We start from the raw sequence: 19,773 nt of genomic DNA on the forward strand, positions 1-19,773 counted from the left end.
CATGAATATCGACTGGGAGAAGCTCCGCCACAAGTAACGGAGCTAACAGGAGACCAGCAGATCATTTTGGAGGTATTGGGTGAGCGCTATCGGCAAATTTATTCCTAAATCAGGTGCGGAATGTCGGATGGAAAACTTCAAGCATCTGCCCGAACCCTTCCGTATTCGTGTCATCGAGCCGGTCAAGCGCACCACCCGTGCCTATCGGGAAGAGGCCATTGTCCGGGCGGGCATGAACCCCTTCCTGCTGGACAGCGAAGACGTCTTCATCGACCTGCTGACCGACAGCGGTACCGGCGCCATCACCCAGGACATGCAGGCCGCCATGCTGCGCGGTGACGAGGCCTACAGCGGCAGCCGCAGCTACTATGCCCTGCAACAGGCGGTGCAGGAGATCTTCGGCTACTCCCTGACCATCCCCACTCATCAGGGGCGCGGCGCCGAGCAGATTTACATCCCCGTGCTCATCAAGAAGCGGGAGCAGGAGAAGGGGCTGGATCGCAAGAAGATGGTGGCCCTCTCCAACTACTTCTTCGACACCACCCAGGGCCACACCCAGATCAACTGCTGCGTGGCGAAGAACGTCTATACCAGGGAGGCGTTCGATACCTCGGTCACCGCCGACTTCAAAGGCAACTTCGATCTGGTGAAGCTGGAAGAGGCCATCCTGGAGGCGGGCCCCGCCAACGTGCCCTACATCGTCAGCACCATCACCTGCAACTCCGCCGGGGGGCAGCCGGTCTCCATTGCCAACCTGAAGGCGGTGTACGAGATCGCCAGAAAGTACGACATCCCCGTCATCATGGACTCCGCCCGCTTCGCCGAGAACGCCTACTTCATCCAGCAGCGGGAGCCCGGCTACGCGAACTGGACCATCGAGGAGATCACCAGGGAGTCCTATAAGTACGCGGACGGCCTCGCCATGTCGGCGAAGAAGGATGCCATGGTGCAGATGGGGGGGCTGCTGTGCTTCAAGGATGACAGCATGCTGGACGTCTACACCGAGTGCCGCACCCTGTGCGTGGTGCAGGAGGGCTTCCCGACCTATGGCGGCCTGGAAGGGGGCGCCATGGAGCGCCTGGCGGTGGGCCTGCGGGACGGCATGCGCCAGGACTGGCTGGCCTATCGCATTGGCCAGGTGCAGTACCTGGTGGACGGGCTGGAGGCCATCGGCGTGGTGTGCCAGCAGGCGGGGGGCCATGCGGCCTTCGTGGATGCGGGCAAGTTGCTGCCCCACATCCCGGCGGATCAGTTCCCGGCCCACGCCCTGGCCTGCGAGCTCTACAAGGTCGCCGGCATCCGCGCGGTGGAGATAGGTTCCCTGCTGCTGGGGCGCGACCCCGCCACCGGCAAGCAGCACCCCTGCCCGGCGGAGCTGCTGCGCCTGACCATCCCCCGTGCCACCTATACCCAGACCCACATGGACTTTGTCATCGAGGCTTTCGGCGAGGTGAAGAAGAACGCCCACCGGGTGAAGGGGCTGGACTTCATTTACGAGCCGGCCGTGCTGCGCCACTTCACCGCCAGACTGCAAGAGGTCGAGCATAACGACCCGTCAGCCGGCAAGACGCAGAAAAAATTGATAGAAGCATAACGAGTCAGGGGCACAGATTTTTCTGTGCCCTTTTTTTTTCACTGCTCTGTGAAAGATGTGGAGTGACACACATGACATCAACACCGTCCGTCATCGGAGGGGCCTGCATCATTGCCAGCGTCTGTGTCGGTGCCGGCATGCTGGGGCTGCCGAGCGCGGGAGCCGGGGCCTGGACCAGCTGGTCAACCCTCGCCATCATTCTTACCATGGTCGTCATGACGGTTTCAGGCTGGATGCTGCTGGAAGCCCTGAAACCCTACGCATTGACTGCCTCCTTCAACTCGGTGACCAAGGATCTGCTCGGTCGCAGGATCAATCTCTTCAACAACCTCACCGTCTATTTCGTGGGCGGCATTTTGCTCTATGCCTACATCACCTCGTCGGGTCTCATCCTGGGCGGCCTGCTGGGCATCAATAGCCAGCTGGCCTCGGTGTTGTTCGTGCTGGTGTTCTCCTGGTTCGTCTGGCATTCGACCCGGGCGGTGGACAGGATTTCGGTCGTCCTGATCGTTTTTATGGTGCTGAGCTTCGTGTTCGGGGTCTCCGGGCTTGCCAGCAAGGTCGACACCGCCAAGCTGTTCAACTCCTTTGCCGAGGAGCTGGGCCGCGCCCCTTACGCCCTGGCCATGCTGCCGGTGGCGCTCACCTCCTTCGGTTACCACCACTCGGTGGCCTCGATGCGCGCCTACTACGGCGAGGAGCAGAAGGCGAAGCAGGCGATATTGGGCGGCACACTGATCGCGCTGGCGCTCTACCTGCTGTGGCTGCTCAGTATCTTCGGCAATCTGCCCCGCAGCGCCTTCGGCCCCGTCATCGCCAAGGGGGGCGACGTGGACGTGCTGCTCGGGGCGCTGGCCTCGGTGATCGAGTCCAGACAGGTATCCCAGGCCATCAACCTCTTCTCCATGGCGGCCATCCTCTCCTCCTTCATCGGGGTGGGGCTGGGGGTGTTCGACTATCTGGCGGATCTGTTCAAGTTCGACAACAGTCGCCAGGGGCGGGCCAAATCCTGGGCGGTGACCTTCCTGCCTCCCCTGGCGCTCTCCCTGATGTTCCCGTTCGGCTTCGTGGTGGCCATCGGCTATGCCGGGGCTGCGGCGACCGTCTGGGCCTGCATCATCCCGGCCCTGCTGGCGAAGAAGTCCCGGGAGCTGGCCCCGTACGAGGCGGGGTTCAAGGCCCCCGGCGGCCAGCCCATGGTGGTGGTCGTCATCGTCTTCGGGGTGCTTACCGCCATCTTCCACCTGATGGCCATGGCGGGTCTGCTGCCCGTCTACACCGGCTGACCCTGGTGTGCTGAACCTGGCCCCATCCCGAGCATATTCCACGGATGGGGCGCAGGATCCGGCCCGTTTCCCCCCATTTTCCCTCCGGATTTGATACCCGAAGGCATGCAGGGTAAAGTCCCCCGGCGCCAGCAGTGGCGAACGCAGGAGAAGCACGGCGGTGTGCCGTGACCAGTCGACAATCCGTTTGGGGGAGTAATGGAACAGAAACCATCGTTGGTGGGCGGGGCATGCATCATTGCCGGCGTCTGTGTGGGGGCCGGCATGCTGGGGCTGCCGAGTGCGGGAGCGGGCGCCTGGACCCTCTGGTCCATGCTCGCGGTAGCACTGACCATGGTGGTGATGACGGTCTCCGGCTGGATGCTGCTGGAGTCCTATCGGAGCTATCCCCTGCGCGTCTCCTTCGATACCGTGACCCGGGATCTGCTGGGGGAGAAGGTCAACGCCCTCAACAATCTCAGCGTTTATTTCGTCGGCGGCATCCTGCTCTATGCCTACATCACCTCGGCCGGTCTCATCATCGACGGCATGACGGGGATGGGCAGCCAGTGGGCGTCCGTGCTCTTTACCCTGGCCTTCTCCCTGCTGGTGTGGCACTCCACCCGGGCGGTGGACCGCATCTCGGTGTTGCTGGTGATCCTGATGGGGCTGAGCTTTGCCTTCGGCATCTCGGGCCTGTCGATGAACGTGCGCCTCGATCTGCTGCTCGACCGGGTGGGCAGCGAAGTAAGCTACGCCCCCTATGCCCTGGTGATGCTGCCGGTGGCGCTCACCTCGTTCGGCTACCACCATTCGGTCTCCTCCATGCGCGCCTACTACGGTGAAGAGCGCCGTGCCAGCCGCGCCATTCTGGGGGGCACCCTGATTGCGCTCGCGTTTTACCTCATCTGGCTGGTGAGCGTCTTTGGCAACCTGCCCCGCAGCGAGTTCGGCCCGGTGATCGCGGAGGGGGGCAACGTGGATGCCCTGCTCAAGGCCCTCGGCTCGGTGATCGAGTCCAAGGCGGTGGCCAGCGCCCTCAACGCCTTTTCCATGGCGGCCATCCTCTCCTCCTTCATCGGGGTGGGGCTCGGGGTGTTCGACTACCTGGCGGATCTGTTCAAGTTCGACAACAGCCGGGGTGGCCGCGCCAAGTCCTGGGCGGTGACCTTCCTGCCGCCCCTGGCGCTCTCCTTGCAGTTCCCGTTCGGCTTCCTGGTGGCCATCGGCTATGCGGGCGCCGTGGCGACCCTGTGGACCTGCATCATCCCGCCCCTGCTGGCCTGGAAGGTGCGGGCGGCCCGGCGCGAAGAAGGTGGCGAGGGCTTCCGCGCCCCCGGCGGCCTCTTCATGATCGTCCTGGTGATCCTGTTCGGCGTGCTGACCGCCGCCTTCCACCTGCTCAACATGGTGGACCTGCTGCCCGCCTACAAGGGCTGAGCCGTTACCCGGGTCGCAGTGCCAGCACACAATGACAAAGAAGGAGCCTCATGGGCTCCTTCTTGCTTGTCACACAGGCAATATTGGCGTCGGTTACTGAATGCCGACCGACAGGGAGTGGGGGACCTTGGCGCCTTTACGGGCGGTGGCGCGCATCTGGTAGACCTGGATCAGGTACTTGCCCGACTTGGGCAGGGTGCCTTGCCATTTTGTGTCCACGTTGCCGCCGCCCAGTGCCTCGGCCTGACCCGGGATGGCGCCCGGCGCGAAGACGTTGAAGTTGGCATTGGTGCTGCCGGTGATGGCGACCGTCATGGTCTGGCCTTCTTTGGCGCCCAGGGTGTAGTTGATGGCGTCATAACCGGAGAAGGTGCCGTCAACCTTGGCGCTGTGCGCGCCTTTGGCGAAGTGCACCGGCACCGTGGTCACCTTGTCTGCCGCCTGAACCGAGGCCGCCATCATCATGGCCAGCAAGGCGGCCGTTACTGCTTTTTTCATTATGTATTGCTCCTGTGATCGGGCCCTGGCACGGGCCTCGAGGGGAAGATATGCCGGAACGATGACGCGACTCCATCGAAATGATGGGGCGGTCGGAGTGGGGGATGTTGCAAGATTTGGGGTATGCACAGACGGACATGGTGCCTTTTGGCCGCAAGCCAGATGAACACAAGGTCGATGGGGTTTTATATGGCGAGTATCCCTGATACAGGGGGCGTTTTTGTCAACGTGGTGTTGACGAACAGGGTGCCCGCTGCGGCCATGAGTCTGCGACAGAATTGATCGCCCCGGGTCTCCTGCATGGTCAGGGCGCGGGAGGGCTTGCGGAAAAAGAGGACGTTAAGGTTGGCTGGTGCCCTCAGCCGCCATGGCCTGCTGCTGATAGCGCGCCACCGTGCCGTCCTGCTTCATTTGCCGGATCACGCTGGCAAGGGGGGCCAGCAGATCCTGATGCCGTTCGTGCAGGTAGACGTAAGAATCGGCCAGCTCCATCACCCCGGCGGAGTAGATGCCGGCATAGCCCGGGTCCTGGCGCGTCAGGGCGGCCAGGGCCTGGCTGGCAATCAGGGTCTGCTCCACATAGAGGTCACTGCGCCCCTTGAGCAGCTTGCCCATCCCCTGCTCGGCGGTGGCGATGGCAAAGAGCCGGTCCGGTGCCACCACCTTGCCCAGCATCATCTCCGGCAGCTTGGCGCCACGGCGAAACTCGACCCGATAACCGGTGCCCAGCAGGCTGTGCCACCCCTGCAGCTGGATCCCGGGCTGGTGGGCATAGGCCTGATAGGAGACGGCGAAATGGGGCTCGGGCACGCGCTGGAGGGTACGGGTCTGCTGCTGGTAGCTGGCGGCGCGGTGGATCTCGCCATCGACCTGTCCCTGCTCTGCCAGCAGGGGGGCCCGTCCCCCGGGGTAGCCCTGGTACTGGAATGCATAGCCCAGGCGGGCGAACGCATCCCGATAGATGAGATCGAGCCAGCGACCATAGGGGGACTCCCTGGTTTCAAGGGAGCTCACCAGTGTGATGTTGCCCCTGCCTTGCGCCCCCCATACCTGGAAGGCCAGCAGCAAGAGCAGTGAAAGAGCGAAGAAGCGGTATCCTGAAACCTGCGCCATGGTGTCCCTGTCAGAGCGGTGGTTGCAAAGGGTGACAGTCCTATCCTAGCCCAGGGGGTTGCCCGGTCCAGCGCTTTCTGCCGTCCGCCCGTGGATACCCTCCAGGCCGCCTCTCGTCCCGCCTTGCCCGAATGAACGCCAACCAAGGGAGATGGCCAGCGGCGCTCACAGGATGGCGAAATCCACCTCGGGCAGGGTTTCGAAGCCGGGGCGGGCAAACAGATAGCCCTGCATCAGGCTGACGCCCATCTCCTGCAGGCAGGCCATCTCGTCGCGGGTCTCGACCCCTTCCGCCAGCGGGGTGATCTGCAACTCCGTAAACAGCGCCAGACAGTGGCGAACGATGGCCTGACGGATCGGGTCCTGGTCGATGCCGCGCAGCAGGTGCATATCGAGTTTGATGATGTCGGGGCGAAAATCGGCCAGCAGGCTCAGGCCCGAGTAACCGGCGCCAAAGTCGTCGATCGCCGTCTTGAAGCCAAGGGCCTGATAGTGATCCACGATGCCGCGAATATGGCGGTTGTCCTGCACCTGTTCCACCTCGGTGAACTCGAACATGATCTGCTCGATGGGAAAGAGATGCTCGCGGGCCGCCTGCAACGTGGTGCGAATGCAGCGCTCCGGGCGATAGACCGCGTTGGGCAGAAAGTTGATGCTCAGCATGCCCCGCATATCGAGCCGGGCGGCCAGCGCGATGGCCTTGATGCGGCACAGCTGATCGAAACGGTAGCGGTTGTCGTCGTTGACCCGGGCAATCACGCTCTGCGCCGACTCGTTGTTGAGCCCCCGCACCAGGGCCTCGTAGCCGAAGACAGTGCGTTGGCTGCAATCGACGATGGGCTGAAAGGCCATGGTGAAGTCGAAGTCGAGCTCGGTTTTCTCCTGACACAGCTGGCAGATGGCGGGGGACGGGGCGGCAGGTATATCCATGACTCTCCTCTCGGGGCGTGGCGGTGCTGGGGACTGTCTCAAATGATAACAGCTCATCCCCCCCTGTAGGTTCGATTAGCGAAGCGTAATCGGACAATCGAGAGGCTTTGATTACGGTTGTTGCCGTGAAACAGGATCGGCCAGCTGGAGGGGAGAATTAGGCTGGCCGTTATGGCGGGAGAATCGATTTACGCGAACGTCCGATTACGCCTGACGGCTAATCGAACCTACGGGCTGACATAAAGTCATAATAGTATTACTTTGTTTGCACGCCCGAGAAAAGAGTAAGTAACAACGTGATATATTCATTGCGAAAAGAATAATTGATGGTTATGTGACCCATTTAACAGAGATATTCAATGAGGAATGGTATGAGTGTTTTTTCAAGTGAACATGAAATGCAGGAGTGGTTAGAAAATAAGTTCACTACGATTTATGGGCTATCTGAATTAATAGCTAATATCGAATCTATAGAACTTTATGTACCTAAAAACTCATCCGAAGAAAAGATAAAACAAACATTTTTATATTGCATCGAATCTCTTAACATGAATGAGTTGTTAACAAAAAATGAAAATATATCTTTAGAAAAAGGAGACTCTCTTAACCCTGATATATTTGCTTTTTCCCCGGAAACAGAGTCTATTGTTATTATTGAGTTAAAAAACCAGAAAGGGGCGACTAGAGAGGCCGGCACCGAATTATCTGCTTATGCGGGTGAAATTAAAAGCGCGCTATCCTATCTTTCTGATGGAGAAATAATTAATGTAATAATCTCCCCTGTTTGGCCAACTCTCCTAAAGCATCACTTATATAACAATATATTCTGGCAAGGTAAAAAAACTATTTGTTTGGAACCATGCATTACAGATGGTGAAATAAAGCTTAAAATCATAGATATACCAGTACTTGTCCAAGCGGACATTCCAAGTAAAGTTAGTGAGGAACATTTAGGGGGATACCATATTTGCCTTTACGATGATGCAATGTATCAGATGCCTTCCCCAGAAAGTAAATTACATCAGAAATTACAATTGATAAAATCTAGTATCTCAGCTATAGCAACAAAAGGTGAGAAAATGAATACACATGGTTTTGCTTTTTTAACGGGGGGAGGCCAACTTTCACCATATTTTATTACTGTTGTGAATGTAGCACCATTCAAGTCGATAGAAAGAATTTTGCATTCGAATGAAATTAATAGCTATGCCGAGCTTCCTCTAATTGAAAGGAAAATACTAGATACATATCTTGAATACATCCCTGAAGGTCATGTGGCCAGCCTAAATGCATTATTCGATACTGCCAATTTAATGTTGGGAGGTGTATGTTCGCCAGCTCCTGAAGCATTTACTTCTTGGGGTAACTTAAAATCTCACATATTGGATGATTATGAGACAATGTACTTTGATTCATGGGGTGTATTTAAAGATTTAGCCATTGATAAACTATGTGAAAAATATAGAAATGGCGACCACAATATGAGTTTAAATAGTGTTGATTTAGGGTTGGAAGTACTGAGTGATATTATTGATGAAAACTATACTTATATTGATCCATGTTATCTGGGAAGCGATTTCTTCCCTATAGGTCACCCTCGTTATGAAGAGAAATTAGATGATTAAAATGTCTAATAGCTATCAATATAAGCAGTGAATTGGCACATCTATTATCGTAATTATCATGTGGTTTTTTGATAGGTAGTACATCTATGTGATCTCAGTAAGAACAAAAACGGCGCCTCGCGGTGCCGTTTTTAATATCACTGACTCAACCAGAGTCACTGCAGCAGCGAGATATCCGCCACTTGCAGGAACAGGTTGCGCAGGTTGTTCAGCAGCGCCAGACGGTTGGCCTTGAGGGCCTCGTCATCGGCCATCACCATCACCTCGTTGAAGAAGGTGTCGACCGGCTCGCGCAGGGCGGCCAGACGGGTGAGGGCGGCCTGATAGTCACCGGCGGCGAACAGCGGGGCCAGTTCGGCTTGCAGTTCGGCAACCTGGGTGGCCAGCGCCTTCTCGGCGGCATCGACCAGCAGTTCCGGTTTGACGGTTGTGGGCAGTGGAACCTCGACCTTGGCCAGAATGTTGCTCACGCGCTTGTTGGCGGCAGCCAGTGCCAGTGCGGCATCCAGCGTGCGGAAGTGGCTGACGGCCTTGACGCGACGATCGAAGTCGAGCGGACGGGTCGGGCGGCGGGCCAGCACGGCCAGCACCACGTCGGCACCGATGCCTTCGTCCTGATAGGCGGCGCGGAAGCGGCCCAGCATAAAGTCGACCACGTCGGTAACGACGGTTTTGTTGGTCAGCTTGTCGCCGTAGACGCGTACCGCTTCTTCAACCAGTTCAACCAGATCCAGATCCAGCTGCTTCTCGGTCATGATGCGCAGGGCACCGATGGCGGCGCGACGCAGGGCGAACGGGTCCTTGTCACCCTTGGGCAGCATGCCGATGCCGAAGATACCGGCCAGGGTGTCGAACTTGTCGGCCAGCGCGACGGCGCAGGCAACCAGACCGGACGGCAGGGCATCACCGGCAAAGCGCGGCATGTACTGCTCGTTGAGGGCCACGGCAACCGCTTCGTCTTCGCCATCGTGACGGGCGTAGTGCATCCCCATGACACCCTGGGTGTCGGTGAACTCGCCGACCATGTTGGTCATCAGGTCACACTTGGAGAGCAGACCGGCACGCTTGGCCTGAGCCACATCAGCGCCGATACGCTCGGCGATAAAGCCGGCGACGGTCTCGATGCGCTCGACCTTGGCCTTGACGGTGCCCAGCTGTTGCTGGAACAGCACGGTTTCAAGGCGCGGCAGGCGGGAGGCCAGGGTCTGCTTGAGGTCGGTCTTGAAGAAGAACTCGGCATCAGAGAGACGGGGGCGAACCACCTTCTCGTTGCCGCTGATGATCTGGCTCGGGTCTTTGGACTCGATGTTGGTGACGAAGATGAACTTCGGCAGCAGCTTGCCGTTCTTGTCGTAGACCGGGAAGTACTTCTGGTCACCCTTCATGGTGTGTACCAGCGCTTCAGCCGGAACGGCCAGGAACTTCTCTTCGAAGTTGGCGGTCAGCACCACCGGCCACTCGACCAGGGCGGTCACTTCTTCCAGCAGGGCGTCGTCCAGATCGGCCACGCCACCGAAGGCGGCAGCGGCCGCTTCGACGTCAGCCTTGATCTTGGCCTTGCGCGCCATGAAGTCGGCAATCACCATGCCGCGCTCCTGCAGGATCTGCGGGTACTGGCTGGCGTTGTCGATGGTGAATTCGCTCTCGCCCATAAAGCGGTGACCGCGGATGGTGCGGGCAGAGTCGATACCCAGAATGTGAGCGGGCACCAGCTCGCCATCCAGCAGCAGGGTCACGGTGAAGACCGGACGCACGAACTGGATGGTCTTGTCGCCCCAGCGCATCATCTTCGGGATCGGCAGTTTGGCCAGCGCCTGGCTAACCAGTTCGCCCAGCAATTCTTTGGCCGGACGGCCTTCGACCTTGGCGGTGTGAACCAGCCACTCGCCCTTGTCGGTGACCAGGCGCTCGGCCTGCTCAACGGTGATGCCGTTGCCACGGGCCCAGCCTTCGGCAGCCTTGGTTGGCTTGCCTTCGGCATCGAACGCTTGAGCGACGGCAGGGCCGCGCTTCTCGACGCTCTTGCTCGGCTGTTCGCCAGCCAGCTCGCTTACCTTCAGCGCCAGACGGCGCGGTGAAGCAAACCACTCGACGTCGCCGAAGGCCAGATCGGCCTTGGTCAGTTCGGCTTTGAAGTTGTCGGCAAAGGCTTCGGCCAGGGAGCGCAGGGCTTTGGGCGGCAGCTCAGCAGTACCGATCTCTACCAGAAATGTATGTTGTGCCATGTCCGTTCCTTAACCTTGCTTGTTCTCTGTGCGCTGACACATGGGGAAACCCAGCGCTTCGCGGGAGGCGTAGTATGCCTCTGCCACGGCCTTGGTCAGGGTGCGAATGCGCAGGATGTAGCGCTGACGCTCGGTGACCGAGATGGCCTTGCGGGCATCCAGCAGGTTGAAGGAGTGAGCGGCTTTGAGGATGCGCTCGTAGGCAGGCAGCGGCAGCGGTTTTTCCAGTGCCAGCAGATTCTGGGCTTCCTTCTCGTACTGCTCGAAGCAGTGGAACAGGAACTCCACGTCGGCGTGTTCGAAGTTGTAGGTGGATTGCTCCACTTCGTTCTGGTGGAACACGTCGCCGTAGGTGGTCTTGCCCAGCGGGCCGTCAGACCAGACCAGATCGTAGACGCTGTCCACGCCCTGGATGTACATGGCCAGACGCTCGAGACCGTAGGTGATCTCGCCGGTGACCGGCTTGCACTCGAGGCCGCCAACCTGCTGGAAGTAGGTGAACTGGGTCACTTCCATGCCGTTCAGCCACACTTCCCAACCCAGACCCCATGCCCCTAAGGTCGGGTTTTCCCAGTTGTCTTCAACGAAGCGGATGTCGTGGATCTCGGGATCCATGCCCAGCTCTTTCAGGGAGCCCAGATAGAGTTCCTGAATGTTGTCGGGGGAGGGCTTGATGATCACCTGGAACTGGTAGTAGTGCTGCAGGCGGTTCGGGTTCTCACCGTAGCGGCCGTCAGTCGGACGGCGGGACGGTTGTACGTAGGCGCAGGCGATGGGCTCCGGGCCCAGGGCGCGCAGGCAGGTCATGGGGTGGGAGGTACCGGCACCCACTTCCATATCCAGCGGCTGAATGATGGTACAGCCCTGGCGGGACCAATAGTCCTGCAACTGCAGGATCAGGCCCTGAAAGGTTTTGACATCGAATTTTTGCATAGTGTTTTTCGCGCGAAATGAAATCAGAGCAAGATTTGCTGAATGTGAACCGAGGGAGTATACCGTCTGGCATGGTCGGATAATAGGCGAAATTACAGGGGATTAGTGGGGCTATGTTGCCGCTTGCCCTATGATGTCGCCGACGCAAGCGGCCTGCCGATGGCCGATGAAAAACAGGGGAGAGGAAATGGAACTGCGCTGCGCCTGGGTGACCAGAGACCCGGAATACATCGAATACCATGACAAGCAGTGGGGCAGGCCGGTGTATGACGCCCGCGAGTTGTTTGCCAAGCTCTGCCTCGATGGCCAACAGGCGGGGCTGTCGTGGATCACCATCCTCAAGCGCACCGAGAGCTACCATCGCGCCTATGCGGATTTTGATCCGGTGCGCATCGTGCAGTTCGACGACCAGGACGTGGTGCGGCTGATGCAGGATACCGGCATCATTCGCAACCGGCTCAAGGTGCAGTCGATCATCAAAAACGCCCGCGCCTATCTGGCGCTGGAGGCGGAAGGCATCGACTTCGTCGATTATCTGTGGGGCTTCGTGGGCGGCGCCCCCATCGTCAACCAGCGTCAGGGCAACGGCGACATTCCGGCGACCTCGCCGGAGTCGGATGCCATGTCCAAGGCCCTCAAGAAGCGCGGCTTCACCTTCGTCGGCAGCACCATCTGCTATGCCTTCATGCAGGCGGTGGGCATGGTGAACGATCATCTGGTGACCTGCCCCTGCCACGCCGAGTGCCAGCAAGCAGCGGCGACGTGAAGGGGAATGAACGAAGAAGGGAGGCTCAAGCCTCCCTTCTTTTTTTGCTCAGAATCAGCAGGGCTCAAGGGGGCGGCCGAGCGCCTCGTACACCTCGTCGCTGCTCATCAGCCGCACGAAGGGGCCAGCCAGGGTGGCATTGTGATGGGCGATGATCTGGGGGGCGGTCAGTTGCGGCGTGTCCATGCAGGTATGGGCATCGCTCACCAGCACTACGGTGTAGCCGAGATCTGCCGCCGCCCGGCAGGTGGTGTCGATGCAGTACTGGGTCTTCATGCCGGTGATGATCAGGGTCTGCACGCCGTCCTCTTTCAGCCAGCCATCGAGACCGGTGCCATGGAAGGCGCTGGGGCGCTGCTTGTCGAACACCCGATCGGCCTCGCCGACGACCAGCTCAGGCGCAAGCTGCCAGAACGGACTGCCAGCGGCGATGGGGCTGCCGGCCGGGCCCGTGTGGCGCACCGCCAGCACGGGGAGAGCGGCACTGCGGGCCGCCTGGCTCAGGCGATTGATGTTGGCCAGGGTTTCGGCCCCGGCATGGGGGGCTTCCGGGCCGTGAAGGAGGCCCACCTGGATGTCGATGATGAGCAGCGCGGGGCGGGAAAGGGACGACATGGTCATGGCTCCGTGAGAAATGTCCCCCACTCTGGGGACATGGGCTCTAATGAGACAACCCCGCATCTGGGGGGGGCAACCACTCCAGACCCCGGGAGCATGTTCCGTTGCGCCGGGCCGGGAGCCTTTTCGCCCCTTGGTACAGCCGGGATACAGTCACACGGGTTCACCATCGGGAGCGCCATCACGAGGGAATCCCGTGTCACTGAGCGCCGTTCGCCCTCTCTTCCCCGGCCTGATCGGCTGCACCCTGGGGATGACGTCGCTCGTCAGGGCAAACATGAGGGGAAGGCGGCCCTGTGCAAGAAGGTCCGAGGCTGCACAGACGACGCTCCGAGGGCCGAGTTGGCGCTACCGGGATCCTGCCCCTCCCCTATCATTGAAAGACGCCGGACCGGTTCAGGTTGTCTGGCGAAGGAGCCATCATGAAGAAGTCCGTATTGGCGCTGCTTGCCGCCACCGCCTTGCTGGCCGCCCTGCCTGCACAGGCCACCAAGCAGGCCCTGGAGCGCCGTGACGCCCGCGATGTGCGTCAGGATACCCGTCAGGGGTCCCGTGACGCGAAACAGGCGTGTCGTGAGGGGCTGGTGGGCAATGCCGACTGCCGCCAGGAGCATCGTGACAACAAGCAGGAGGGGCGAGACAAGGCCCGGGATATCAAATATTGATGCGGGCCCGTCCGAAGAGGGCCTGCACCGGGTAAGTCGCTAGGGGCAGGGGGGCATGTTGCCCCCCTGCCCATCTTCGCAATGCGCGCGTCACACTCTGGCGCCTCTCTGGGTTAGAATGAGCGGCCATCGGCTAGAGTCGTTCTTTTTCAGAGGTTTTTTCATGCATTTCAAGAAACTGGTTCCTGCACTTGCCCTGACCGTCGCCATCACTGGCTGTACCACCAACCCTTATACCGGTGAATCCCAGACCTCCAAGGGCGCCTGGGGCGCGTTGGCGGGTGCGGCGACCGGCGCAGCCGTGGGGGCGCTCTCCTCCAGCAAGGGCGACCGCAAAAAGGGCATCCTGACTGGCGTCGCCGCCGGTGCGGCCCTGGGTGGCGGTATCGGTTACTACATGGATGTGCAAGAAGCCAAGCTGCGCGAGAAGCTGCAAGGCACCGGCGTCAGCGTGACCCGCAACGGTGATCAGCTGATCCTCAACATGCCGAACAACGTCACCTTCGACAGCTCCAGCGCCCAGCTGAAAGCCGCCGGTGCCAACACCCTGTCCGGCGTGGCCCTGGTGGTTGCCGAGTTCGACAAGACCCGTCTGAACGTGGTCGGCCACACCGACAGCACCGGCTCCCGCGAGCTGAACATGAAGCTCTCCCGGGATCGCGCCGATGCCGTCGCCGCCCAGCTGATCGGCCAGGGCGTGTCCGGCAGCCGCATCGCCATCAGTGGTGTGGGCCCGGATCAGCCGGTGGCCAGCAACAGCACCGCCGAAGGCAAGGCCCAGAACCGTCGGGTGACCATCACCCTGACCCCGACCGCCTAAGAGGTCCGGTTCGATGCCATGAAAAAGGCCCCGCCAGCGATGGCGGGGCCTTTCTATTGGCGCCGGTGCGTGCCCTTTGCTCCTTGCCCCCTTCTCCCCTTGCGGGAGAAGGGTCGGGGATGAGGGGATAACCGCCTCTTTGACAGCGGCTGTGAGCTGCACTTCTACCTTGTAGCTCTCGTGGGCCAGACGGGCCTGCACGCAGGCACGGACCGGGGCTGTATCGGCATCAGGGGAGCCAGGCATCCCGTTTTGATTAGACAGCGGCAGTCAGCTGTACTTCCACCTTGTAGCCTTCGTGGGCGAGACGGGCCTGCACGCAGGCGCGTACCGGTGCTGTGCCGGCCGGGATCCAGGCATCCCACTGCGCGTTGAAGGCGGCGATGTCTTCAATGTCCTTGAGATAGATGTTGGCCACCAAGATCTTGTCGACGCCGGAGCCGTTGGCTTCCAGCAGACGCTGCAGGCTTTCCAGCACTTCACGGGTCTGCTGGTGGATGCCGGCGGTCTCGGTGGCGGGCACTTCCACCACGTAGAGGGTGCCGTTGTGGATGACCACATCAGACCAGCGCTGGGTGGTCCCGATACGGGTAATGGTTGTCATGTTTGCTCCGGTACGGGGTTATTGACCCTTGCGGATCAGGTAGCGGTAAGGGGCCTGCTCAGTCTCGCTGGCGACCAGGGTATGGTCCATGAAGCGGCAGAAGCTGGGAATGTCGCGGGTGGTGGAGGGGTCGTCGGCGCTGACCAGCAGGGTCTCCCCATCCGCCATCAGCCGCACTTTCTTGCGAACCATCATCACGGGTTCGGGGCAACGAAGCCCGATTGCGTCCAGCTCGTGGGTCGCATTGCAGAATACAGTACTCATGAATAATCAACCTTCAGCCGCACCTTCTTGCGCGCCATCGTCATCACGGGTTCGGGGCAACGAAGCCCAATTGCGTCCAGCTCGTGGGTCGCATTACAGAATACAGTACTCATGAATAATCAACCTTCAGCCGCACCTTCTTGCGCGCCATCGTCACGGGCTCGGGGCAACGAAGCCCGATTGCGTCCAACTCGTGCGTTGCGCCGCAGAATAAAGCACTCATCAATAATCAACCTTCAACCAATTCGGCCAGCAATGATACTCACGGCGAAAAAATAATCAAACCATGGGGCGGTTATGCAGCATATGCTACCAAAATGTGAACCGGCTCTACCCAGGCTTCGCTCGATGAGTAATATAAAAATTGAACCATATTCAACAAGGAGGTGTGAATATGCAGGTCTCCTACGGCAGATTGCAAGCCTACGCAGGCATGGGGTTCTTGTCGTTCGCCATGATAGTGCTGGGCAGCCCGATCGGTAATACCGGTACCTGGTTCGGCTCCATGGTGATGATAGGGCTGGGGCTCTGGATCGAGCTCAGCGACTACTACGACGAGGATGAGGACGAGAACGATCCCTCCTGAGAGCCTGGCTCTCGGCACTCAAAGGCGGACGATGTCCGCCTTTGTCATTTCTGCTCCGCGCCGGAACGGGTCGAGCGCATGGCGCGCTCCAGCTGCAGCGCCGTCTGCTCGGGGTTGGCCCTGGCGTCGTTGAAGAAGCTGCTCAGCACATCCATGATCCCCTGGCGCATGTTGGTGGGTACCGCCATCCCCTCCGCCATGCTGGGCAGCAGGTTGTCCTGTTGCTCGGCGTGGAGGAAATCCTGATAGGAGCGGATGGCGCAGCGATCGAACTTGCTCATGTCCGGCTTGATGAGCGCCGGGATGGAGCCCTTCACCCGGTTGAACTCCTCCTGAAAGCGCGGCGTCATCAACAGCCTGGCCAGCTCGCCCTGGGCCTGCAACTGGGCGGGATCCCGCTGCTTGAACATGGCGATGGAGTCGAGGTTGTAGCTGAACAGCCCCTGGCTGCCCGGGCTTGGCAGGCACTCGATATCCTCGCCGGGGCGGTAGTTGCCGGCGCTCAGCTCCCCTTTCACCCAGTCCCCCATCACCTGCATGGCGGCGCCGCCGCTCTCCAGCAGGTTGGTGGCCTGGTGCCACTTCAGGCCGGCGTATTTCTCGGGTACATAAGCGCGCAATTGCTGGAAGCGGGTCAGCACCCGCACCATGTCGGGGCCGGTCAGGGTGGCGCTGTCCTGTTCGAGGAAGGCCTTGCGATAGAAGGTCTTGCCCCCTTCGCCGAGGGCCACCGTTTCGAACAGCACCGCGATCTGCCAGGGTTCATTGCCGATGGCGAGGGGGGTGATGCCCTGCTCCTTGAGCTTGTCCGCCACCGCCACGAACTGGGCCCAGTCGGTGGGGGGCTTGAGCCCCTGTCGCTCGAATACCTTGCGGTTGAGCCACAGCCAGTTGACCCGGTGGATGCCGGTGGGGACCGCCATCAGGGCGCCGTTCTGGCTGAGGGTATCGCGCACCATGGGGGGCAGCTGAGGGTACCAGCCGAGGTGCTCGGCCATGGGGGTGAGGTCGCGCAGAAAGCCCAGGCTGCCCCACTCGTGCAGCTCGAACCCCTTGAGGTGGGCTGCCTCCGGCGGGTTTGCCGCCAGGGCCCGGCTCTTGAGCACCGTCATGGCGCTCTTGCCGCCCCCCCCCTGTACCGCGAAGTCGTTCCACTGGTTGCCCTGTTCGGCCCACTCGGACTTGAGCACTTCCACGGCCCTGGCCTCGCCGCCGGAGGTCCACCAGTGCAATACCTCCACCTGGGAGGCACAAACGGGCAGGGAGAGCAGGGCGATGACAGAAAAAGACAACCACTTCATACATTACTGCCTTGGTAGGGAGAGGGTGGCCTGCAGGCCGCCCTGGGGGCGATTTTCCAGCACCAGGTCGCCGCCGTGGGCGTGGGCTATGTTGCGGGCGATGCCAAGGCCCAGCCCGGTGCCGGCGGCATCGGTGCTGAGGCGGTAGTAGGGCTCGAAGATGCGCTCGAACTGATCGTCCGGCAGACCGGGCCCCTCGTCCATGATGAAGAGGATCAACATCTCCTCGTCATCCATGATGATGATGCGCACCTTCTGGCCGTACTTGATGCCGTTGTCCACCAGGTTGCCGATGCAGCGCTTGAGGGCCAGCAGCTTGCCGCGATAGGGCCACTTGCAGTGCCCCTCGATGGTGAGCAGATCCTCGTGCAGGTTCATGGCCTCCGCCATCTGCTCCAGCAGGGCGTTGACGTCGATCTGCTCGAGGTTCTCGTGAATGTCCGTCTCTTTGACCGTCTGCAGCGCCCCTTTGACCATCAGCTCCAGCTCGTCCAGGTCCTTGTTGAACTTGGCGATCTGCACCTCGTCGTCCAGCAGTTCGACCCGCAGTCGCAGCCGGGTGATGGGGGTCTTGAGGTCGTGGGAGATGGAGCTGAAGAGGCGCTCCCGATCGTCGATGAAGCGGCGAATGCGCTGCTGCATGATGTTGAAGGCGCGGGTCGCCGCCACGATTTCGGAGGCACCCTCCTCCTTGAGGGACGGCTGGTCGATGTCCTTGCCGAGGTTGACCGCTGCCTTGGCGAGGCGACGCAGGGGACGGGTCTGCCAGCGCACCAGCATGAAGGTGAAGAAGCAGAGGAAGACCGTCATCAGGGCGATGAAACGCACCTGGTTGCTCGGCATCACGGTGTCATCCAGCGTCATGTAGGGGGCGGGCAGCAGGGCCGCCAGATAGAGCCACTCCCCCGGTTCTATCTCGATCTGAGTCACCAGCACCGGCGGATTGATGGGCTCCAGGGACAGGGTGTAGCGTGCCCAGGAGGAGGGGAGATCCGCCAGCAGGGTGTCGTTGTTGAAGACGTGCAGCTCCTCGGGGCGGGAGAAGTCCACCTTGATCGCCATGGCGTCGGAGAGTTTGCGGCTGAGCACCTCCTGCACCTCTTTGAGCACCAGCGTCTTGCGCTCGCTGTCGGGGATGGCGCTGATGTGGATCTCTTCCTCGTTCAGGGAGACGAAGAAGCGGCTGCCCCCCATGTTGCGCAGCTGATCCAGGGCGATGTGGCGGTATTGCAGGGGCAGGGACTTGAAGAAGTTGACGGTGGAAGCCGCCGACAGCGCCAGGTTGCGGGTGGTGCTGAGCATGCCCTCCAGCTCCCGCTTCTGGATCTGCTGCATCCAGATGCCGGTGAGGATGGTCTGGGAGAGCAGGATGGCGAGCAGCAACAGCAGCAGCATCCGCGACAGCAGGGAGCGGGGCACCAGGGCCCGCCAGAACTTCTGCCCCGTCATGGCAGCGTGTGTCTCTTGTCGATCAGCATGGGGTGCTTACCTCTGTGCCTTGCCGTTGCCCCGTCATGGGTCTCTCTTCTGCCCGTTCAAGGTCTCGCCGTAGCGTCTGTCTGCTACGGGATCTCGTGGACTTCGGCGATCAGCATGTAGCCGCTGCCGCGAATGGTTTTGATGATGCGCGGGCTCTTGCCGTTGTCACCCAGCTTCTGGCGCAGGCGGCTGATCTGCACATCGATGCCGCGTTCCATGGGCAGGCTCTCGCGACCGCGGGTGGCGTCCGAGATGGTATCCCGGTCCAGCACCACGCCGGGCTGCTGCAGGAACATGCCGAGCAGCAGGGCATCGCTGCCGGAGAGATCCAGCAGGCTGCCATCTTCGTGGGTCAGCTGGTGGCTCAGGGTGTCCAGGGTCCACTCGGCGAAGCGCAGCCGACGGCTCGGTTCCTTTTCTTTCTCCGGCTGGCGGAATTCGGCGCGGCGCAGCAGCGCCTTGATGCGGGCCTGCAGCTCGCGCGGGCTGAACGGCTTGGCGATGTAGTCGTCGGCGCCAAGTTCCAGACCGATCACCCGATCCGCTTCGTCGGAGGCGGCGGTCAGCATGATGATGGGTACCTGGGAGTCGCGGCGGATCTGCTGGCAGAGGGTAAAGCCGTCGTCGCCGGGCATCATGATGTCCAGAATGATGAGGTCCGGGCTGTGCTGGGCCAGTTGTTGGCGCATCTCGTTCCCTTCGGCCGCGGTCAGTACCTCGAAACCAGCCCGGGTCAGGTACTCGTTGAGCAGCTCGCGGATCTCCCGATCGTCGTCGACGATAAGCAGTTGTTTGCTCGTTGACATATGTATGTGCATCCACCCATTTTTTTGTGCAGATTGAACCTGTCGGGGGAGCAAAAAGCAAGCAAGCCCCCCCTCTAATGTGAAGTTATGGGCAATATAGCCTCAGGATTGGCCCCGATCGCGGGAAAAGAATAAAAAAGGCCGACCCAAACGGGCCGGCCAACACGCAGATTCCGACGGCAGGAGCGCACCCCGTGTGGCGCGTTCCACAGACTCGACAGCAGGGTCGGCAGGCCGACCC

General features: G+C 60.6%; 19 protein-coding genes and 1 pseudogene. 8 read left to right on the top strand and 12 right to left on the bottom strand.

The genetic code is table 11. From position 1 onward, the window contains the following. The first annotated feature begins 127 nt into the window (after positions 1-127). The 3 genes from tnaA (at position 128) to C3418_RS15690 (ending at position 4,299) form a co-directional block, all read left to right on the top strand. Positions 128-1,594 (top strand): tryptophanase, encoded by a 1,467-nt coding sequence (tnaA, locus tag C3418_RS15680; RefSeq protein ID WP_103858848.1) that lies wholly within the window; start codon positions 128-130, stop codon positions 1,592-1,594. Positions 1,595-1,665: 71 nt separating this feature from the next. Continuing rightward, positions 1,666-2,880, top strand: coding sequence for an aromatic amino acid transporter (locus tag C3418_RS15685; protein WP_103858849.1), 1,215 nt, complete (start codon positions 1,666-1,668; stop codon positions 2,878-2,880). Between the two features lie 198 nt (positions 2,881-3,078). After that, positions 3,079-4,299, top strand: a complete 1,221-nt coding sequence (locus C3418_RS15690) for an aromatic amino acid transporter (RefSeq protein WP_103858850.1) — start codon at positions 3,079-3,081, stop codon at positions 4,297-4,299. 93 nt (positions 4,300-4,392) lie between these two features. Here the strand turns inward: C3418_RS15690 and C3418_RS15695 are convergent, their stop codons facing one another. From C3418_RS15695 to C3418_RS15705, 3 genes are all read right to left on the bottom strand, one after another. After that, on the bottom strand, positions 4,393-4,797 hold the full coding sequence (locus C3418_RS15695; protein ID WP_103858851.1) for a g-type lysozyme inhibitor: 405 nt from the start codon (positions 4,795-4,797) through the stop codon (positions 4,393-4,395). 339 nt (positions 4,798-5,136) lie between these two features. Further along, positions 5,137-5,910, bottom strand: a complete 774-nt coding sequence (locus C3418_RS15700; protein ID WP_103858852.1) for a hypothetical protein — start codon at positions 5,908-5,910, stop codon at positions 5,137-5,139. A gap of 165 nt (positions 5,911-6,075) precedes the next feature. Continuing rightward, positions 6,076-6,840, bottom strand: coding sequence for an EAL domain-containing protein (locus tag C3418_RS15705; protein ID WP_103858853.1), 765 nt, complete (start codon positions 6,838-6,840; stop codon positions 6,076-6,078). 371 nt (positions 6,841-7,211) lie between these two features. Between C3418_RS15705 and C3418_RS24135 the strand changes: the two genes are divergently transcribed. Continuing rightward, positions 7,212-8,465, top strand: a complete 1,254-nt coding sequence (locus C3418_RS24135) for a hypothetical protein (protein WP_146054117.1) — start codon at positions 7,212-7,214, stop codon at positions 8,463-8,465. A gap of 155 nt (positions 8,466-8,620) precedes the next feature. Here C3418_RS24135 and glyS read toward each other — a convergent pair whose 3' ends face one another. Beyond that, complete coding sequence (glyS, locus tag C3418_RS15710) at positions 8,621-10,690, bottom strand: glycine--tRNA ligase subunit beta (RefSeq protein WP_103858854.1); 2,070 nt, start codon at positions 10,688-10,690, stop codon at positions 8,621-8,623. Positions 10,691-10,699: 9 nt separating this feature from the next. Continuing rightward, positions 10,700-11,623 (bottom strand): glycine--tRNA ligase subunit alpha, encoded by a 924-nt coding sequence (gene glyQ / locus C3418_RS15715; protein WP_041212022.1) that lies wholly within the window; start codon positions 11,621-11,623, stop codon positions 10,700-10,702. Between the two features lie 187 nt (positions 11,624-11,810). On the opposite strand from glyQ, the gene C3418_RS15720 reads away from it, so the two are divergent. Further along, entirely contained in the window at positions 11,811-12,389 is a 579-nt protein-coding gene (locus C3418_RS15720) for a DNA-3-methyladenine glycosylase I (protein WP_103858855.1), read from the top strand. Between the two features lie 54 nt (positions 12,390-12,443). Here C3418_RS15720 and C3418_RS15725 read toward each other — a convergent pair whose 3' ends face one another. Next, positions 12,444-13,004: a cysteine hydrolase family protein gene (locus C3418_RS15725; protein WP_103858856.1), complete on the bottom strand. Its 561-nt coding sequence runs from the start codon at positions 13,002-13,004 to the stop codon at positions 12,444-12,446. Positions 13,005-13,429: 425 nt separating this feature from the next. On the opposite strand from C3418_RS15725, the gene C3418_RS15730 reads away from it, so the two are divergent. After that, positions 13,430-13,672: a hypothetical protein gene (locus C3418_RS15730; protein WP_103858857.1), complete on the top strand. Its 243-nt coding sequence runs from the start codon at positions 13,430-13,432 to the stop codon at positions 13,670-13,672. 163 nt (positions 13,673-13,835) lie between these two features. Next, entirely contained in the window at positions 13,836-14,492 is a 657-nt protein-coding gene (locus tag C3418_RS15735; RefSeq protein WP_010672405.1) for an OmpA family lipoprotein, read from the top strand. 256 nt (positions 14,493-14,748) lie between these two features. Here the strand turns inward: C3418_RS15735 and C3418_RS15745 are convergent, their stop codons facing one another. The 3 genes and pseudogenes from C3418_RS15745 to C3418_RS15755 all read right to left on the bottom strand — a co-directional run. Then, on the bottom strand, positions 14,749-15,096 hold the full coding sequence (locus tag C3418_RS15745) for a RidA family protein (RefSeq protein WP_103858858.1): 348 nt from the start codon (positions 15,094-15,096) through the stop codon (positions 14,749-14,751). 18 nt (positions 15,097-15,114) lie between these two features. Continuing rightward, entirely contained in the window at positions 15,115-15,360 is a 246-nt protein-coding gene (gene tusA / locus C3418_RS15750) for a sulfurtransferase TusA (protein ID WP_010672408.1), read from the bottom strand. Positions 15,361-15,487: 127 nt separating this feature from the next. After that, positions 15,488-15,583: pseudogene (locus tag C3418_RS15755) on the bottom strand (sulfurtransferase TusA); the annotation flags it as partial. Between the two features lie 171 nt (positions 15,584-15,754). On the opposite strand from C3418_RS15755, the gene C3418_RS15760 reads away from it, so the two are divergent. Next, positions 15,755-15,946 (top strand): hypothetical protein, encoded by a 192-nt coding sequence (locus C3418_RS15760; RefSeq protein ID WP_010672410.1) that lies wholly within the window; start codon positions 15,755-15,757, stop codon positions 15,944-15,946. A gap of 44 nt (positions 15,947-15,990) precedes the next feature. Here the strand turns inward: C3418_RS15760 and C3418_RS15765 are convergent, their stop codons facing one another. The 3 genes from C3418_RS15765 to C3418_RS15775 form a co-directional block, all read right to left on the bottom strand. After that, complete coding sequence (locus C3418_RS15765; protein WP_103858859.1) at positions 15,991-17,247, bottom strand: ABC transporter substrate-binding protein; 1,257 nt, start codon at positions 17,245-17,247, stop codon at positions 15,991-15,993. A gap of 3 nt (positions 17,248-17,250) precedes the next feature. Further along, positions 17,251-18,696: an ATP-binding protein gene (locus C3418_RS15770; protein ID WP_010672412.1), complete on the bottom strand. Its 1,446-nt coding sequence runs from the start codon at positions 18,694-18,696 to the stop codon at positions 17,251-17,253. Positions 18,697-18,809: 113 nt separating this feature from the next. Next, the gene (locus tag C3418_RS15775) at positions 18,810-19,532 is read right to left on the bottom strand and encodes a response regulator (RefSeq protein ID WP_010672413.1); all 723 of its coding nucleotides are present in this window, start codon (positions 19,530-19,532) and stop codon (positions 18,810-18,812) included. Positions 19,533-19,773 lie beyond the last annotated feature (241 nt).

It is taken from the genome of Aeromonas sp. ASNIH8 (genome assembly GCF_002919855.1).
Lineage (GTDB): Bacteria > Pseudomonadota > Gammaproteobacteria > Enterobacterales > Aeromonadaceae > Aeromonas > Aeromonas caviae.

Excerpts from the sequence above, each read along its gene's own strand:
- tnaA (WP_103858848.1), top strand. The coding sequence starts at position 128 with ATGGAAAACTTCAAGCATCTGCCCGAACCCTTCCGTATTCGTGTCATC.
- C3418_RS15685 (WP_103858849.1), top strand. The coding sequence starts at position 1,666 with ATGACATCAACACCGTCCGTCATCGGAGGGGCCTGCATCATTGCCAGC.
- C3418_RS15690 (WP_103858850.1), top strand. The coding sequence starts at position 3,079 with ATGGAACAGAAACCATCGTTGGTGGGCGGGGCATGCATCATTGCCGGC.
- C3418_RS15695 (WP_103858851.1), bottom strand. The coding sequence starts at position 4,797 with ATGAAAAAAGCAGTAACGGCCGCCTTGCTGGCCATGATGATGGCGGCC.
- C3418_RS15700 (WP_103858852.1), bottom strand. The coding sequence starts at position 5,910 with ATGGCGCAGGTTTCAGGATACCGCTTCTTCGCTCTTTCACTGCTCTTG.
- C3418_RS15705 (WP_103858853.1), bottom strand. The coding sequence starts at position 6,840 with ATGGATATACCTGCCGCCCCGTCCCCCGCCATCTGCCAGCTGTGTCAG.
- C3418_RS24135 (WP_146054117.1), top strand. The coding sequence starts at position 7,212 with ATGAGTGTTTTTTCAAGTGAACATGAAATGCAGGAGTGGTTAGAAAAT.
- glyS (WP_103858854.1), bottom strand. The coding sequence starts at position 10,690 with ATGGCACAACATACATTTCTGGTAGAGATCGGTACTGCTGAGCTGCCG.
- glyQ (WP_041212022.1), bottom strand. The coding sequence starts at position 11,623 with ATGCAAAAATTCGATGTCAAAACCTTTCAGGGCCTGATCCTGCAGTTG.
- C3418_RS15720 (WP_103858855.1), top strand. The coding sequence starts at position 11,811 with ATGGAACTGCGCTGCGCCTGGGTGACCAGAGACCCGGAATACATCGAA.
- C3418_RS15725 (WP_103858856.1), bottom strand. The coding sequence starts at position 13,004 with ATGTCGTCCCTTTCCCGCCCCGCGCTGCTCATCATCGACATCCAGGTG.
- C3418_RS15730 (WP_103858857.1), top strand. The coding sequence starts at position 13,430 with ATGAAGAAGTCCGTATTGGCGCTGCTTGCCGCCACCGCCTTGCTGGCC.
- C3418_RS15735 (WP_010672405.1), top strand. The coding sequence starts at position 13,836 with ATGCATTTCAAGAAACTGGTTCCTGCACTTGCCCTGACCGTCGCCATC.
- C3418_RS15745 (WP_103858858.1), bottom strand. The coding sequence starts at position 15,096 with ATGACAACCATTACCCGTATCGGGACCACCCAGCGCTGGTCTGATGTG.
- tusA (WP_010672408.1), bottom strand. The coding sequence starts at position 15,360 with ATGAGTACTGTATTCTGCAATGCGACCCACGAGCTGGACGCAATCGGG.
- C3418_RS15760 (WP_010672410.1), top strand. The coding sequence starts at position 15,755 with ATGCAGGTCTCCTACGGCAGATTGCAAGCCTACGCAGGCATGGGGTTC.
- C3418_RS15765 (WP_103858859.1), bottom strand. The coding sequence starts at position 17,247 with ATGAAGTGGTTGTCTTTTTCTGTCATCGCCCTGCTCTCCCTGCCCGTT.
- C3418_RS15770 (WP_010672412.1), bottom strand. The coding sequence starts at position 18,696 with ATGACGGGGCAGAAGTTCTGGCGGGCCCTGGTGCCCCGCTCCCTGCTG.
- C3418_RS15775 (WP_010672413.1), bottom strand. The coding sequence starts at position 19,532 with ATGTCAACGAGCAAACAACTGCTTATCGTCGACGACGATCGGGAGATC.